Raw genomic sequence first — 16805 nt, forward strand, 5'->3', positions numbered from 1 at the left:
CCCTTTTGTTGGTGAAAAGGGGTGCTCCCCATTAGAAACACCCCTAAAATAATTCTGAATTTTCTTTTATTATCTCATCATTTTTCCATTATGTCGATGTTAAACATGTGAAAAAAGTGCATGTTTTTTACAATTTTGTGTCGTCAACAGCACGTAACCACGCTTCAATTTCTGTAATCACACTTTTTACACACCCTTCAGCGAATGGTGATGTTAAATTTGCAACTTCTACTAATTCTAAGAATGATTTACTTCCACCTTGTTGACAAAGATTCACATAATCTTCCCAAGCCTCTTGTCTATTATCTCTTGCACGTTTCCAAAATTGCAGTGCACAAATTTGAGCTAACGTGTAGTCAATATAATAGAACGGTGAGCTATAAATATGGCCTTGACGTTGCCAGAAACCACCACGCTCTAAATAATCATTATCTTCATAATCACGATGTGGTAAATATTTCTTCTCTATGTTACGCCATGCTGACTTACGTTCTGCTGGCGATGCTTCTGGATTCTCATATACATAATGTTGATATTCGTCTACAGATACACCGTACGGTAAAAATAGAAGTGCTGAACTTAAGTGTGAGAAATAATATTTTTCCGCATCTTCTTCAAAGAATAACTTCATCCATGGCCATGTAAAGAATTCCATACTCATTGAATGGATTTCACACGCTTCATATGTTGGCCAATTGTATTCTGGAATTTCATACTTACGACTTTCATATACTTGGAAAGCATGACCAGCTTCATGTGTTAGTACATCAATGTCACCAGACGTTCCATTAAAGTTTGAGAAAATGAATGGCGCTTTATAATTCTCAATATATGTACAATATCCACCACCAGCTTTTCCTTTTTTCGCAACTAAATCTAATAAATCATTATCTAGCATGAAATTAAAAAATTCATCTGTTTCAGCTGATAATTCTTTATACATCGTTTTCCCGTGATTAATAATCCAATCGGCATCACCTTTTGGAGTTGGGTTACCTGTAGCAAACTCAAAGTTTTCATCATAATAAGCGAGCTTTTCTACACCAATGCGTGCTTTTTGTCTATTTCTTAACTCTGTTGCAACCGGAACGATATAATCTAATACTTGCTGGCGATAGTTCGCAACCATTTCAGCATTATAATCTGTACGATACATTCTCGCATATCCTAATTCAACAAAGTTTTTAAAACCAAGTGTTTTTGCAATTTTCGTTCTGACTTTAACAAGCTCATCATAAATACGGTCTAACTCTTCCTCATTCTCAGCTAAAAATCCGTAGTATGCTTCACTTGCTGCTTTACGTTCGCCTCTTTCTTTTCCTTGCATAAACGGAATAAGTTGCGATAATGTTCTTTCTTCTCCTGCAAAGTCAATTTTTGCAGATGCTAATAACTGTGTATATTGTGAAGACAATTTATTCTCTAATTGTAAATCTTTCACTACTTCATCTGAATACGTTTTTAAATCACATTCAGCTAGAGCAAATAATTGCTTTCCATAATACGCTTCTAATTCTTCACGGAATGGAGAATTAATTAACGCCTTATAATATTTCGTTCCATAGCCTTGTACAACTGGAGAATATTCATCAAAGAAATCTTGCTCTTCCTTATAAAAAGCATCTGTCGTATCAACAGAATGGCGAATGTAACAAAGGTTCCCCATTGTACCAAAATCATTACGAATTTCATTAATTGAATTAATTACTTGTTTTTGTTCTTCAACCGTTTTTGCCTTATCGAACTTTTCTAAAGCAACAGTAAACTTCTCTTTTAATTCTTCAATATTTGGCCGTTTATATTCATAGTCTTTAAATGACATGAACGAGCCCCCTCTCCATTATATGCATCATTACTATAATTCAATGCTTACTTACAAATCTCCTCTTATTCTTCAGCAAAATACGGTAGATGATGTCACGAATACATGCACACAAAAAAGCCTTGGATTTCTTTATCCAAAGCTCCTTTGGAACATATCATCATTTTTCATACTTTCCAATTTTTTTCAATAGATCAAGTAATTCATCCTTCTCATCCTTCGTTAACATTTCAAAAGACTGATGTATAACTTGCTCATGACCTGGAAAAATAGAAGCAATAAAGCTCTCACCAGACTCCGTTAATTGTGCATAAATAACACGTCTGTCATTTGGACATGGAATTCGCTTTACAAGCCCTTTTTTTTCTAGCTTATCTACAACATATGTAATGCTGCCACTAGCTATTAAAATACGCTCACCAATTTGCTGAAGTGGTTGGCCTCCTTTATGATATAGTAGTTCTAATACAGCAAATTCAGTTGGATTTAACCCGTTACTTTGTATAGATTTATTTGTAGTATCCATAACAGAACGGTGTACACGAGATAATGCAATAAATACTTTTAAAGATTGAGAAATATCTTCTCGTTCATTATTTGATGTCATACAACTTTCAACCCTTCACTTAAATTCTCAGCAATAAAAAGAAAAAACAATGTAGTACTTCGTATAATTTCCGAATGAGTATTCACTCACTCATTTCCTTTCCCCTAACATATGTACGAATGATTCTTAAATAAAAACATGACAATTTTAACATAGTTTATATATAATGATAATAAAAAAAGAAGGAGTACCACATGTGAAAGTCAAATTACAAAGCATAGTTTTTTATATATTGCTGGTTATCCTACCAACGATAGGGATTGGTGCTACATTTTATTCCTATCATACGTATAAAATGAAGCAGGAAAACAAACTATCTGCTCATACGGTTCTCTTTTTATATAGAGACTATTTAGATCATCACCTTGGTGAAGCAATTTCTGCCTTAGAAATGCTCGCAAAAGTCGTAGGTACCGAGACTGGTAACATAAATGAGATTAAACAAATTGTGCATGATACAGATGGAAACGATGCGCGCTTTTCTGGTCTATATTACGCTACACCAGAAGGGATCATTACCATCGCATCAGAAAGCGAATCAAGTCCTGTAGACGTCTCAGACCGCAAGTATATTCAAGACGCATTACAAACTAAGAAAACAACTGTATCATCCGTCATTACAGATCGCGTCCTTGGACATCAAGCTATTATGATCGCTTCTCCAATATTTAATAAACAGAAGGAGCTCTCAGGCTTATTGTTAGCAAGTTTACGCTTTGACTACATTTCATCTTCTTTAAATGCTATTAAACCACAATACCATTTCGAAGTAACTGATAAACATGATGTAGTTTTTCTAACCGATGACAATAATGAAACAAGCGATGATCATTCTAACATGCTTACTACCCCACTCCAAAGATTAAATTGGAAGGTCTCTGTTTCTCCATTGCCTATCCACAAGCAAACTTTATACCAGTGGGTCGCAATAGAGTGCATAGCTACTTTATTTTTAATGTCTATTTTATATTTACTCGCTCAATATATGTTATTAAAACGGCAAACAAAACTGGAAAGACAACAAAATGAACTGCAAAAAATTGAATTGGTTGGAACTTTTGCAGCGAGTACAGCCCATGAAATCCGCAATCCTCTTACGGGAATTAAAGGACTCGTTGCGCTATTAAAAGAGAAGTATAAAGATGAACAGGATCAGTTCTACTTTTCCATCATCGAACAAGAAATAGAGAGAATTAATGAAATTGTAAGTGAATTCCTTATTCTTGGAAAGCCAACTGCTATTATTGAACAAACGTATGATGTGAGAACTATTCTAAATGAGGTAGCATTGATTATTCAATCTGAGGCGAATCTACATAACATTGTATTTCATTTACATTTGCCAGACCACCCTGTTCATATACGTTGCTCAAAAGACCATATGAAACAAGTGGTTTTAAACATTACAAAAAATGCAATTGAAGCTATGGCTTCTGGTGATACATTAACCATTGTAGTAACAAACAACGAAAAACACGCACAATTGCAAATTATTGATACTGGAAAAGGGATTCCAAAACATATTCAAAAACACCTCTTTCATCCGTTCTTTACTAATAAAGATACTGGAACAGGTCTTGGGCTTGTTATATGTAAACGAATTGTAGAGATGTACAACGGGCATATATTTATTGATAGTAAAGAAAACACAGGAACGACAGTTCATATAGAGATTCCATTACACATAGTATAATTATCCTAAAAGGGTAATTATACTTATTTCATAAAACCAGCTACAAACATTCTCCAAAAATTGTTCGATTTCCCTTCATACCCAATTTGAAAAATAGGAACCTTTATAATTGAAAACCATTTCGGTGTTTGTTTTTCTTTGTAACGCTGATACTGTACGATAAGCTTGTCCAATTCTTGGCTAACTTGAATTGTCTCCATACTATTTAACCCACTTGTTAATCCTAAATGAATCATTTCTTCACGTTTCATATGAATATCATGCGAAAGCTTTTCTAATGTGTACTTCCTTTTTACAGTAAACATCCATATCCCCCTTATTTTTCTTCCATACTCTCAACGCCTCTTCTACTTTAGCCCTTTAAACACTTAACCCTATTTGAATTTGAAGAATCAGAAAATTTAACATTTTCCCCCTGTAATTTACAAATCTTTACCCTCACTTTGAGAATTATTACAAATTATTCTATCTTTGTAAATACATTCGCAATAATAGACATTTTTTTCATCTTCTTTTTTGTAAATACTCAGTAAACAGTGGGTTCTCTATTTTCAATGTACTTTTCTTCGACATTTTTTGTTTAATTTATGTAAAAACGCAAAACATAATGATGATTGATAAAGTGAACTTTAATCAGTGGGGGTTTTGTCCATCCCCCACTAATTATTTGCCTTCACCAATCGGGCGTTTACGGGCAGTGGATCTTCCACCTAACTTTTTTACTCCAGCCAAATTTTGAGGTGGGAGTCTTACTGCCCGCAAATAGCGGGATAAAATAGAAAGGAAATATTTATATGCGCAAATATACTATTACATTTCTCATCTTCACCCTGTTCATACCCTTCTTCCTCTTTCCTATTCAAGCAAACGCTCATACGAATAAAGTTGCTATTGTCATCGATGATTTCGGCAATAATATGAAAGGCACAGATAAGATGTTATCACTTCCTATTCCACTCACTGTTGCTGTTATGCCATTTCTTCCTTCTACTAAACAAGATGCAATAGCTGCCCATAAAAAAGGGCATGAAGTTATTATACATATGCCAATGGAACCAATTAGAGGAAAAAAAGAGTGGCTTGGACCAAAAGCGATTACAACAGATTTAAGCGATGAAGAAATAAACAACCGACTCGAACAAGCAATTCAAGAAATACCTCATGCAATAGGAATGAACAATCATATGGGATCAAAAGTAACCGCTGATGAAAGGATTGTACGTCTTATACTTTCTGCCTGTAAAAAACACGGTTTATTTTATTTAGATAGTAAAACAAACCCTAATAGTGTTGTCCCAAAAATCGGTAAAGAGTTAGGCGTGCCTATTATTGAAAACCAATTATTTTTTGATGATGTATATACGGTAAATCACATTTCAAAACAAGCACAATTACTCATTAAAAAAATCCAAGACAACCCCATTATGGTAGCTATCGGACATGTTGGGGCTCCAGGTGAAATTACATCACGTGTTATAGAAACTTCTATTCCTAAAATTCGTGAGCATGCAGACTTTATTTTTTTATCTGATTTAGCATTGTCTCCACCTTCTGTTTCAAAATAAGATTCATTTCTCGCACTAAAAAAGGTACCTATCTACATATGGCAGATAGGTACCTTTCCTTTTCAACTTAAATATAATCTACATGACTCACCCTGAATCCCTTTTTCTCTATCTTTTCAATTAATTGCTTTAATTTTTTTTCATTTAACTCATCCGATATATTTACGATAACACGGCGAATATATTGATCACCGTTATCAAGCGTAAACAGTCCACCGATATTATATGCTTTTAATAATGTCCCAAGCTCTTTAATCGTTCCCTTACAATCTTGTGTTGCAATTGTTAATATATAACCACCCGTCCGCATACCGAACGAATCCTCAATAACATCAAATACATTAGAATGTGTTAAAATGCCGACAAATTCATTATACTCATTTAAAACCGCTAAAAATGGGAGACGACGAATAACGTAAAAAGCTCTAAAAAAAGAATCCTTTTCAAAAATAAACGAATTTGGATTTTCCAGTACATCTTCTGTACTTACATCCTCTAATCTGCTATTACACTTCTTTTCTAAAAGATCTACTTTATAAATAATCCCCGTGAATTCCTTCTCATTCTCTGCTAATACAGGGATTGCGCGAAATCCCGTTTCATTCATAATTTGTAACGCCTTTTCACCAGAATCATTCGTTTTGCAAAATGTCACCTGCTGTTTTGGCAGAAAATGATATTTAACTCGCAAAATATGTTCCTCCTTACATGTCAACATGTAATCTATATATAATAAGGAGACCTATATTTTATGAGTGAAATTTTCTTTTAAAACGCTTTCATTTTTATGGAATGGTAATCTCTGTGAATACATCTTTATATAACAGAACTTTTTGCCCCTTTTATCATTAAAAGCTTTACGTGATAGTTCATTAAATACTCTATACCTTCCAACCATTTTTTCGCTTCTTCTGGGGTTTTCCCCCACACGATCATTCCGTAATTATGAACAAGGACTACTCCTCCACCTTCAATAAAATTTGGAACATTATTTTCTAATAAATTAGCGAATTTTTTTTCATCTTCTACAATTGGAATTGTCATTTCTGTAATACCATCTTTTCCAAAAACACGTTCCACACTACGTTTTTCGAATGTTACTTCTCCTTCTTTCCCATATAGCTCTGACATTAAATGACTATCTACAGTCTGTACTTGTAAAATGCATTCTGCACTACTTTTTTTATAAATATCCGCATGCATAAATGACTCTGTAGCTGGTTTTTCTTCGTTTTCAAATACTGGCTCACACATGCAATTTACGACAATAAAATCTTCTTCAGAAAATACCCCTTTATCTCTTCCCTCTACATTCACTAAAAATGTTAATGGCTCTTTTGACGTACACATCGATAAACTAATTTTTGTACCATAAAACCAATCGCGAAGTGCCAATTCTGCTTTCACATCTTTTAATTCGTTCCATTTCTTCAGAAAAAATAACATTTCGTCACCCCCGGCGTAATATTAATATAATGTTCAAATCCCTTCTATGTAAAAGGAATATTTTTTGATTATTCTAAAAATTTAATTGAATTATCACACGAGAATGCCTTTTTGTCAATATGGTTTCAGCACCTATCGGAAAAATAGGCCTATCACATGTAAGCACTCCTGTCGATTTAGTACTTGATTTTGTACATATAAAAAATACGTTATTCTTCTTATTAAAGAATAACGTATTTTTCTCATTTGTTATTTTTTTATTGCTTTATACAGAAATTGCGCATATTGCTCACGCGTTACGAAAGCATCCCCTGAAAAGTTCCCATTCCCGTCACCTTTTGATATATTATTATCCACTAAAGCTTTCACATATCCTTCTGCCCAATGACCTGTTGGTACGTCTGTAAAGTTCCCCACATTATTTTTATTTTCCTTTAACTGAAATACTTTTTGTAATACTACTGACATCTCGTACCTAGTTAATACTCCTTCAGGGCGAAACTTCCCTGTACCGTCTCCTTGCATAATTCCAGCTTGTGCAACTGTAGCAATATCTTGCTCAAACATATGCCCTTTCGTATCAGTAAACATCTCTTTCTGCTCTACTTTACTTTCTAATTTCAAGTACCTTTGTACTAAAGACGCAACTTGTCCACGAGTAATATTATCCCCAAATCCAAATTGTCCATTTCCATATCCTTTAAAAATATTTTCATTCGCTAAATAATTAATTGCTGCTTCTGACCAATGTCCTTTCGGCACATCTTTAAATTCTATTACTGCTTCTATTTCCTCGTCTTCTTTAGAAGTATTATCCTCTTTACTTTCTACCACATTTTGAATAACAGATCCTGTGAAGAAGATTCCTGTATCCGCAAATGGATCTTTCACTCCAAATTCATATACTTTTTCACCTGGTATACTCCACTTAACTGCATCGTTACTATACGTACCACCTTCGCTCTTCAAACGAATTTTTGTAGAGATTTTACCGTCTTTTTCATATACAGGTACTTTCACTTCTTTATTTACTTCTGTTTCCTCTAAAAATACTTTTTGATTTTGAACATTGATGTAAGCTGTTTTACTTAGTTCTATAACTGGTCGAACATCACGGATTTCATTTGCAACAAAACTTAGGTATACTAATTTTTTCAAATTACTAACTGGTGATAAGTCTGAAATATAGTTTGCTTCTAAATCAAGTTTTTGTAAGTTTACTAGATTTGATAATGGAGTAATATCCTTTAACTCATTATTAGGTAAATCTAATTCTGTAAGTTGGGTCATTTTAGCAAGTGGTGTCACATCTTCAATTTGATTTTTCCCGATAAATAACTTACTTAATTGATTCATTTGATCAATGCCCGATAAATCTTTAACTTTATTACGTGTTAATACTAAGTCTGTTAAAGGTAATGAATACAACGGTTTAATATCTTCAATTTGATTACCTGCTAAAGTTAAGTATGTTACATTTTTCAACGCGCTTAATGGAGCAACGTTTGTAATTTTATTATTTGCTAAATTCAAGTAATCTAGTTGTTCCATTTTCGCTAATGCTGTTACATCTTCTATTTGGTTGCCTGATAGATATAAACTTTTTACATTTTTCATTTCAATTAGTGGTGCAACGTTTGTAATTTTATTATTACTTAAATCAAGAGATTCTAAATTATCCATCTTAACAAGTGGGGTTACATCTACAAATTCATTACCACGCAAAGCTAAATGGTTTAATTGCTTTAGGTTCGCAAAGAACGACGGATCTTTTATCTTCGCATTCGCAACTGTTAAAGATTTTAAATTTGGCATATATTTTAATGCACTATAATCAAGAATCTCATTCGTATTTAAAAACAAGTCATTTACTTGTAATAACTCTTCTTTCGTAATTGGGGTATTTAAATCTTGTCTATTAAATACTTTTTTGTTAACCAGTTCTCTTAGTTTCTTATCTGTTATCATGTTTTGACTATCAACCGGAGTATCCGTTTCTGTATTGCCTGAATTAGAGTTATCATCTGGTTTCTCTGTTTCGCCTAAAGTTGGATCTTTAATTTCAAATTGAACTTGATATTTGTGATCATATCCAATAGCTGGAATAAGTATATGCATTTGCATATTATGCTTCTTCTCAAATTCACCAATTTCAAATTGAACTACTTTCGTTCCATTTTTCCTCTTATCTTCTGACAAAACTTTCACGTCATGAAATACACCAGGTTGGTTTTTATCCTCTATTCTAAGATATTGAAAATAATCGCTATCTTGTACGGTTACAGTAACAATTTTTTTCCCGTCTTCAATTGCTACTTTAGGATTTTTTATGTACTGAGAAACCATAGATGGCTCATCTTTTTGATCCTTATATATTTTAATCTCAGTATCATACGTGCGATTACTGGCTGCTGCTACCGACTGGTTTGCTTCAATTTTTATTGCAGCTAACGCTGGAGTAGAATACGCAGCAAATGGAATAGCTAATGTTGTTGCTACTACTAGAGCTTTAATATAACTTTTTTTCAAAATAATATCCCCTTGTCTTATATATATTTTAATTGATAATTCCTATCAATTAATAACATAATAAATGATAATGAATCTCATTATCATTGTCAATGGGAATATTACATTAAGTTTATATTTCCATAGCTAAAAAATAAAAAACCCTTTACTCAAAGGGCTTTTTTGCCTATCGTATGAAGGATTTCACTTTTTTCTTTTTCATTAATAACACCAATTTTTTGCAAAATGTTTGCATACAATACAAGTTTATTATATATCCGTTCCGACATACTTCCCCTTCTTTCCTTCGACCAACTTTTTTTGTATTGGTAAATTATATGAACAAGATGAGAAAATGTGTCCACTTTTTGCATAAATACAAATCTTTTATTTTGTTACTTGCTGATAGTAAAATTCCCACCTAAAAATTAGGTGGGAGTCTAAATGTATTCAATTCATTTAGCAAACTGTCCATTGAATATTATTCTTTTTAACTTCTTCTTCAAAACTATATGGCATTTTTTTATCACAAATAACATGTTGAATACGAGAAAATCCTGCTATTCGGTAGTTCCCTTTTACGCCTACCTTTGTATGATCACATAAAATATACGTTTTCTCCGATAATTTAATCATCGCTTCTGACAGTTTCGCTTTTTCTAATTCAAAGCTGGAAACCCCAAAGCTAGGTAACAATCCATCAATCGAAACGAACGCTTTATGAAAATGAAATTGATGAATTACTTGCTGAGAAATAGATCCTGATACGCGCGAATGCTTCGGGGATATTTTCCCGCCAATAAATAAAACTTCACCGTGAAACATCTTTTTATTAATGGAAGAGATTAATTGTGTCGCGACTGGAAAAGAGCTTGTAACAATCGTCAAATTTTTACGATGAACAAGATATGGAACCATTTGAAGTGGTGTACTCCCATCATCAATCGCAATGACGTCACCATCTTCTACAAATGTCGCTGCTTTATAACCAATTCTTTTCTTCTCTTCTATATGCAGCATCTCTCTTTCTAACATCGGTGCCTCTACCCCAGCGCCTGGAAGTTGAACTGCTCCACCATACACTTTCTTCAACTTCTTTTCACGATCTAATTCTTCTAAATATCGACGAATTGTTTCTGTTGATACAGCGAATTCTCTCGCTAATTCTGAAACTTTTACTTTCCCTTTAAACTCTACCTTCTCAAGAATTGTCCTCTTTCTTTCTTCACCTACTACAGACATAGCCTCACCCCATTTATATCTAACTCATAAACTGCCTTACTTATACAAAGGTATAATTTTCTTTGTAAGTAGAAATCTCTTCATGAATATAAATACCGCGCTTTTCTAGTTCATCAAAAATAATTTGTGGATTTTCGAAAGCTTCTTCAGGAGTAATAACACCGACTTTACTAACTACTCCTTTTGCAATTAACTCTGTAGCGATTCCAAATGGGATACCAACATTTCTTGTATAGGCTCTTAATTTCTCCCAACCTACTACAGAACCATCAGATAGCGGATGTGTATGGTATAATACATGTCGCTGTTTTTGATTATTTTTCATACCTACTACTTCTACATAAAGTGCATAACCATAAAGTTCTGTTGCTTGCCCTTCTTTCGATTTTAATAGATACTTCGAAATACAATCCATAATACCAATTTCTTTACCGTTTATTTCAATTTGATCATTACGCAATATACCATAATCATATAAAGCACGAACGAGCTGCATATTTTGCTCTGGCCAAGTTCCTCTTGTTTCAATAAGCTGTACACCTTTATCCTCCAGTGCCTTCGCTAACGTAATCGTTTCTGAATGCGGGATTATATACTGCATTGTTTTTCCGTAAGGCGCTGGTAATTCAATTTCTCTCGGGCGCGCAAACGGAGGTACTTGCTTAAATTCACCTTCCTCATATACTGTACGCGTCGGTAAATGTGGATCATATTCATATGTCGTTGTCTCTGTAATTGATGCAGAAAAAGCAATTGGACGATACGAGCCATGACTTACTCGAACTGACTCTACAGTATCTAGCTGATTTGCTGCATGCATGGCCATCATTTGCGTTACACCTGGTGTCATACCAAACCCAGGTAAACATGTTGTTCCATGTTGAACAAATTTAGAGTGGGATTCATTTTCTTCACCGAATCCATTTAAGTTCACACCGTGACAGCCGGCATCTGCGATACAGCGAGTAGACAATCCATTTAACTTTATCGTCGTACCATCCATTACAATGTCATAGCCTTTCATTTTTGCGACCGTATCCTCATGATTTGTCACATCGACTTTCACAAAATCAACACGAGGATCATTTAACCACTCTACTACTTTACGGCCCTCTTCTTCGTTAAAATCGGCTACCGTAATCGTCTCAAAAGATGAAAATTGAACTAAATCTAAAATTGCTTCACGACAAATTTTACCTGCTCCACCTAAACAAAATACTTTCATCCTATAACAACTCCTTTAGCAATACTATCCACTAAACGTTTTATATCTTCTTCATGTACATCACCGATATTCCCAATGCGGAACGTATCTACTTTCGAAATTTTGCCTGGATAAATAACAAATCCGTACCGCTTTAATTCGTTATATAACTGCTGAAATTCAAATCTTTCTTCTGGATAAATGAAAGATGTAATAATAGGAGATTGATATTTTTCATCTACTAGTGGCTTAAAGCCTATTTCTTTCATTTTGTTCACTAATAATTTTTGATTATTATAATATCTATTATAACGGGCTCTTACTCCGCCTTCTTCTTCTAATTCAAGCAATGCCTGATAAAAAGCGTGTACAACATGTGTAGGTGAAGTAAAGCGCCATTTCCCATTTTGCTCTTCCATCGTTTCCCACTGATCATATAAATCTAATGATAAAGAACGAGCTTGCCCTTTACATTTCAATAGTTCATCACGATTTGCGATGACAAAACCGAATCCAGGAACACCTTGAATACATTTATTCGCACTACTAATTAGAAAGTCAATTTGCAACTCAGCGATATCTATTTCAATACCACCGAAACTACTCATCGCGTCAACCAGTGTAACTTTTCCGTATTGTTTTCCCAATTTACATACGTCTACAATTGGATTAATAATACCTGTAGTTGTTTCACAATGAACAACTACAATATGTGTGATCTCTTTATCTTGTTGCAATAACTGTTCTACTTCTGCAATATTAGTAGGCTCCCACTCTTCTGTTTGACTGACCACCACATCTATATGTAACATCTCTGCCATTTGTACAATCCGCTTACCGTACGCACCATTTGTACAAACTAGCAGCTTTCCGTTTGTAGGAATAACAGAACCGATTACTGCTTCAACCGAAAACGTACCGCTTCCCTGCATTAAAACTGTTGTGTACTTTTCTTCTTCCTTTGTTGCTAACGATACAAGCCTATTTCTTACATCTTGCACCATCGTGTTATATTCAACATCCCACGTACACCAATCATATAACATAACTTTTTTTACAGTTTTTGTTGTCGTTAATGGTCCTGGCGTTAATAATAAGTAGTGATTTTCATTCATGATCCTATGCCCCTTTTATGAAATAATAAGTTCTTGTTTCTCGATATGTTCCATTACGTTTTCGAGTTCCTGCATCGTTTCAATCGTAAAATGTGCCCCATTTTCAATGAAACGATTACGAACTATCTCCATTTTTTCACGAAGCTCTAATAGATCCATATTCTCAACTTCCTCTTCCGTTAAACCGAGCTCACTACTGCCAAGAATTACACCTACTGTCCACATACCAGCATTTCTTCCCTCTTTCATATCTGATACCGTGTCTCCAATTTTTATCATATGATTCATTGGATATACACCAAGCTCCATCGCATTTTTATAGCACATCCACGGATACGGACGACCTGCTGGAACATCATCTGGTGTTACAAGAAAATCAGGTTTATATCCTTGTATTTCTGCTTCTTTTGCAACAATGTCCATCATTTCTCTCGTATAGCCAGTTGTTGACCCAACTTTAATACCTCTTTCACGTAATGAAGCAACCACTTCTTTTATCCCCTCAATTGGCGTGGCATATCTTGGCAAAATAGCAAAGAGAATTTCTTCAAATTCTTCATACATCTCATGAATGTCTGCTTCTGTTGGTAATTGTCCGAAGACACGCTTCCACTCATTCGCAATACGAGGCATTTCTGTTAGTGCCCTTACATGATCTATTTTTAATAATCCCATTGGCTTACGTGCTTCTTCTACTGTAATTTCAACACCGCGTTTATGAAAAATCTTCATGAATACTTCTAATGGTGCAAAACATCCGTAATCAACTGTCGTACCTGCCCAATCAAAAATAACTGCTTCAATTTTCATTCTATCCATCACCCTTCTTACTTATCTTTTTTGCCATTGTGAAGTTCGGTTACGAAGTGCTTTCGTTCCCCATTCGTATAAAACTCTTACTACAATATTGGTAACAACAATAAGTACACTCATCGCAGCTGCTGGTGCCACATTTCCTGCATCATCCATATTTACAATTGATACAGCAGCTAGTTTAAAATCAGCCGCATATAAGAACACTACTGCCGATACAGTTACCATTGAATTTACGAAATAGTACATTACCATTTCTAAAATGGCTGGTAAACACATCGGTACTGTTACTCGAAAGAAAGTTTTATAAAACGGTACGCTCATCGACTGTGAAACAAGTTCAAACTCTCGGTCTAGTTTCTTTAAAGCAGTCGTTGCGGTAACAAACGTTACAGAGTAAAAATGAATGACATTTACTAATACTAAAACAGCAATTGTGCCATATAAGGAATGAAACGGATTTGTTACTGAAAGTCCTAAAATTTGAATTGTTGGTTGACTGAAGAAAAAGACATATCCTAATCCAAGTACTAACCCAGGAATCGCTAACGGTACAATAGAGAAAAAGTAACCTGCTTTTCTGAAAAACTGTAACTGTTCTATTTTTTCAATCGCATAAGCGAACACAAATGTTAAAATCGCCCCGATAACTGCCGTAATAGCTGAGACAATTACACTATTTTTAAATGCTTCAAGTCCGTCTCCTGTCAAACTTGAAAAATTAAAATGCTCAAGTGTAAAACTCATATTATATGGCCATACTTTCACACTTGCAGCAATACCAACTGCCACAAATAAAAGAATGATCATAAGCGTTACTACGCTACAATATACGAATGAAATAACATCTCTTTTCTTATTATTTATTATTCTGTAAGGCACTGCTTTTGAAGATAAGAGATTCGCCTGTTTTCTTTGCGTAATACGATCAACTGCAAATGCGAAAATAGCTGGGATTAATAAAATCATTCCGACAGTTGCGCCCATCGGCATATTTTGCTGTCCAATTACTTGCTTATATACGTCAGTAGCAAGCACATTATACTGTCCCCCAACAATTTTCGGCGCCCCAAAGTCAGTGAAGCTAAGTGTAAACACAACGAACATCGCACTAATTAATCCATATTTCACACTAGGTAAAGTAACCGTAAGAAACTGTTTCGCTTTACTTGCACCTAACATATTAGAAGCTTCATATAAACGATAATCAGAACCTTGGAAAGCAATTAATAAAATAAGGAATGCTTGTGGAAATGTATACATAACTTCAGCTATTACAATTCCTACTGGTCCATATAAAGGGATTTGTATACCTTCAAATAAACCAAACATCCCTTTCGTTACTAACCCTTGATTACCAAATAAATACGTAAGTGCAATACCGTGCATCATCGTTGGAGCAAATAATGGTAATAACGCTACGTACTGAAACACACGCTTTCCAAAAACATTCGTACGAGCAATCGCATATGCGTAAACGAATGCAATTGCAACTGAAAGAATTGTTGTCGCACCTGAAATCCATATCGTATTTTGTAATGACTGAACTAAAGTTGGTGTTGTGAAATATTTACTGAAATTCGCTACACCAACAAAAGCTCCATCTTTATCATAAAAAGCTTGTGCAAATAGTTGTAATAGCGGTAATACAAGTATGATAAGAAAGGAAAGAATCATTCCGATAATTACTAGCCTTTGAATCCATTCCTCTTTTCCTATACTTCTCTTAATCTTTTTTTTCCTACTTTCTACCTTATAGTTTTCTAGCATCTCCATCTATACAATGACCTTCTTTCCATATGACAACATATGATTTTCCAAGAAAGAGATTTGAATTGGATTTCCTTTTCTAATAGCAGTCGCCTCTACTTCTGAGGCCAATATATCCAATACAATTTTTTCATTATAAAGATGTGTTTTCTCTTCTATGACACGTACTTCCGTCCGGTATACAGACCCTCTAAATTCCATACTTTCTACAACTGTTTTAATACCATTATTTTGTACAACTGTTACATGTTCAGGGCGAATGGCTTGTTCTTCATTATTTTTCGAAAAGAAATTAATAGAACCAATAAAATCTGCTACAAACGGATTCGCTGGTCTTTGATAAATCTCCTCTGGTGTTCCAATCTGCATAATTTCCGCATGATTCATTACAACAATTTTATCAGCCATCGTTAATGCCTCTTCTTGATCATGCGTTACCATAATTGTTGTTACTCCTACTTTTTCTTGTAAATCACGCATTTCTCTACGCAACTTTTCACGCACTTTTGCATCTAAAGCTGATAAAGGCTCATCGAGTAACAAAATATCTGGAGACAGAGCGAGCGCACGTGCAAGTGCCACTCGCTGCTGCTGTCCACCAGACATTTGAGCAGGATATTTATCTTTTACATTCAGCAAATCAACAAGTTCTAACGCCAATAGCGCTTTCTCTTTTACTTCTGCTTTTCCATATTTTTTTGTCTTTAAGCCATATGCAATATTTTCAAGTGCAGTTAAATTCGGAAATAATGCATATGATTGAAAAACCATTCCGAAGTTCCTCTTTCCAGGTGGTAAAGCTGTAATATCATTTCCATTCACAGCAATACTACCTGTTGTCGCTTCTTCTAACCCTGCTAAAATGCGAAGCAACGTCGTTTTCCCACAACCACTCGGGCCTAATAAACAAACAAACTCATTTTTTTTCACTGTAAAAGAAATATCTTTTAACGCTGTAAACGCATCAAACTGTTTTTGAATGTGTTGAATTGATAAATATTCGCTCATTTTTCTCTCTCC

General features: G+C 34.5%; 14 protein-coding genes. 2 read left to right on the top strand and 12 right to left on the bottom strand.

The features are described from left to right. Positions 1-127: 127 nt before the first annotated feature. Positions 128-1822 carry a M3 family oligoendopeptidase gene (locus QCI75_RS20220; protein WP_144506231.1) on the bottom strand — a complete coding sequence of 565 codons (1695 nt, stop codon included), beginning with the start codon at positions 1820-1822 and terminating at the stop codon, positions 128-130. Positions 1823-1982: 160 nt separating this feature from the next. After that, entirely contained in the window at positions 1983-2429 is a 447-nt protein-coding gene (locus QCI75_RS20225; RefSeq protein WP_000203343.1) for a MarR family winged helix-turn-helix transcriptional regulator, read from the bottom strand. A 196-nt stretch (positions 2430-2625) separates the two neighbouring features. On the opposite strand from QCI75_RS20225, the gene QCI75_RS20230 reads away from it, so the two are divergent. After that, positions 2626-4122 (top strand): DUF3149 domain-containing protein, encoded by a 1497-nt coding sequence (locus tag QCI75_RS20230; protein WP_144508181.1) that lies wholly within the window; start codon positions 2626-2628, stop codon positions 4120-4122. A 23-nt stretch (positions 4123-4145) separates the two neighbouring features. Here QCI75_RS20230 and QCI75_RS20235 read toward each other — a convergent pair whose 3' ends face one another. Continuing rightward, positions 4146-4427, bottom strand: coding sequence for an aspartyl-phosphate phosphatase Spo0E family protein (locus QCI75_RS20235; RefSeq protein ID WP_002011543.1), 282 nt, complete (start codon positions 4425-4427; stop codon positions 4146-4148). A 489-nt stretch (positions 4428-4916) separates the two neighbouring features. On the opposite strand from QCI75_RS20235, the gene QCI75_RS20240 reads away from it, so the two are divergent. Then, on the top strand, positions 4917-5687 hold the full coding sequence (locus QCI75_RS20240; protein ID WP_144508179.1) for a divergent polysaccharide deacetylase family protein: 771 nt from the start codon (positions 4917-4919) through the stop codon (positions 5685-5687). A 67-nt stretch (positions 5688-5754) separates the two neighbouring features. Here the strand turns inward: QCI75_RS20240 and cbpA are convergent, their stop codons facing one another. The 9 genes from cbpA to QCI75_RS20285 all read right to left on the bottom strand — a co-directional run bounded on the left by cbpA (position 5755) and on the right by QCI75_RS20285 (position 16793). After that, positions 5755-6378: a cyclic di-AMP binding protein CbpA gene (gene cbpA / locus QCI75_RS20245; protein WP_002140932.1), complete on the bottom strand. Its 624-nt coding sequence runs from the start codon at positions 6376-6378 to the stop codon at positions 5755-5757. 125 nt (positions 6379-6503) lie between these two features. Further along, positions 6504-7133, bottom strand: a complete 630-nt coding sequence (locus QCI75_RS20250) for a class II aldolase/adducin family protein (RefSeq protein ID WP_098778423.1) — start codon at positions 7131-7133, stop codon at positions 6504-6506. Between the two features lie 249 nt (positions 7134-7382). After that, positions 7383-9662 carry an NEAT domain-containing leucine-rich repeat protein gene (locus QCI75_RS20255; protein ID WP_144508177.1) on the bottom strand — a complete coding sequence of 760 codons (2280 nt, stop codon included), beginning with the start codon at positions 9660-9662 and terminating at the stop codon, positions 7383-7385. Between the two features lie 438 nt (positions 9663-10100). Continuing rightward, complete coding sequence (locus QCI75_RS20260) at positions 10101-10883, bottom strand: DeoR/GlpR family DNA-binding transcription regulator (protein ID WP_144508175.1); 783 nt, start codon at positions 10881-10883, stop codon at positions 10101-10103. A gap of 40 nt (positions 10884-10923) precedes the next feature. Beyond that, on the bottom strand, positions 10924-12108 hold the full coding sequence (locus QCI75_RS20265; protein WP_353761070.1) for a saccharopine dehydrogenase family protein: 1185 nt from the start codon (positions 12106-12108) through the stop codon (positions 10924-10926). Beyond that, positions 12105-13202, bottom strand: coding sequence for a 2-aminoethylphosphonate--pyruvate transaminase (gene phnW / locus QCI75_RS20270; protein ID WP_353761071.1), 1098 nt, complete (start codon positions 13200-13202; stop codon positions 12105-12107). The genes QCI75_RS20265 and phnW overlap by 4 nt, the downstream gene beginning before the upstream one ends. 15 nt (positions 13203-13217) lie before the next feature. Further along, positions 13218-14012: a phosphonoacetaldehyde hydrolase gene (gene phnX, locus QCI75_RS20275; RefSeq protein ID WP_144508169.1), complete on the bottom strand. Its 795-nt coding sequence runs from the start codon at positions 14010-14012 to the stop codon at positions 13218-13220. Positions 14013-14033: 21 nt separating this feature from the next. Next, positions 14034-15791, bottom strand: coding sequence for a putative 2-aminoethylphosphonate ABC transporter permease subunit (locus QCI75_RS20280; protein WP_353761072.1), 1758 nt, complete (start codon positions 15789-15791; stop codon positions 14034-14036). Beyond that, positions 15792-16793, bottom strand: a complete 1002-nt coding sequence (locus tag QCI75_RS20285) for a putative 2-aminoethylphosphonate ABC transporter ATP-binding protein (RefSeq protein ID WP_353761073.1) — start codon at positions 16791-16793, stop codon at positions 15792-15794. Positions 16794-16805: the final 12 nt, after the last annotated feature.

Origin of the sequence: Bacillus cereus group sp. RP43 (assembly GCF_040459645.1) — a bacterium.
In the GTDB taxonomy this organism is placed as follows: Bacteria; Bacillota; Bacilli; order Bacillales; family Bacillaceae_G; genus Bacillus_A; species Bacillus_A mycoides_C.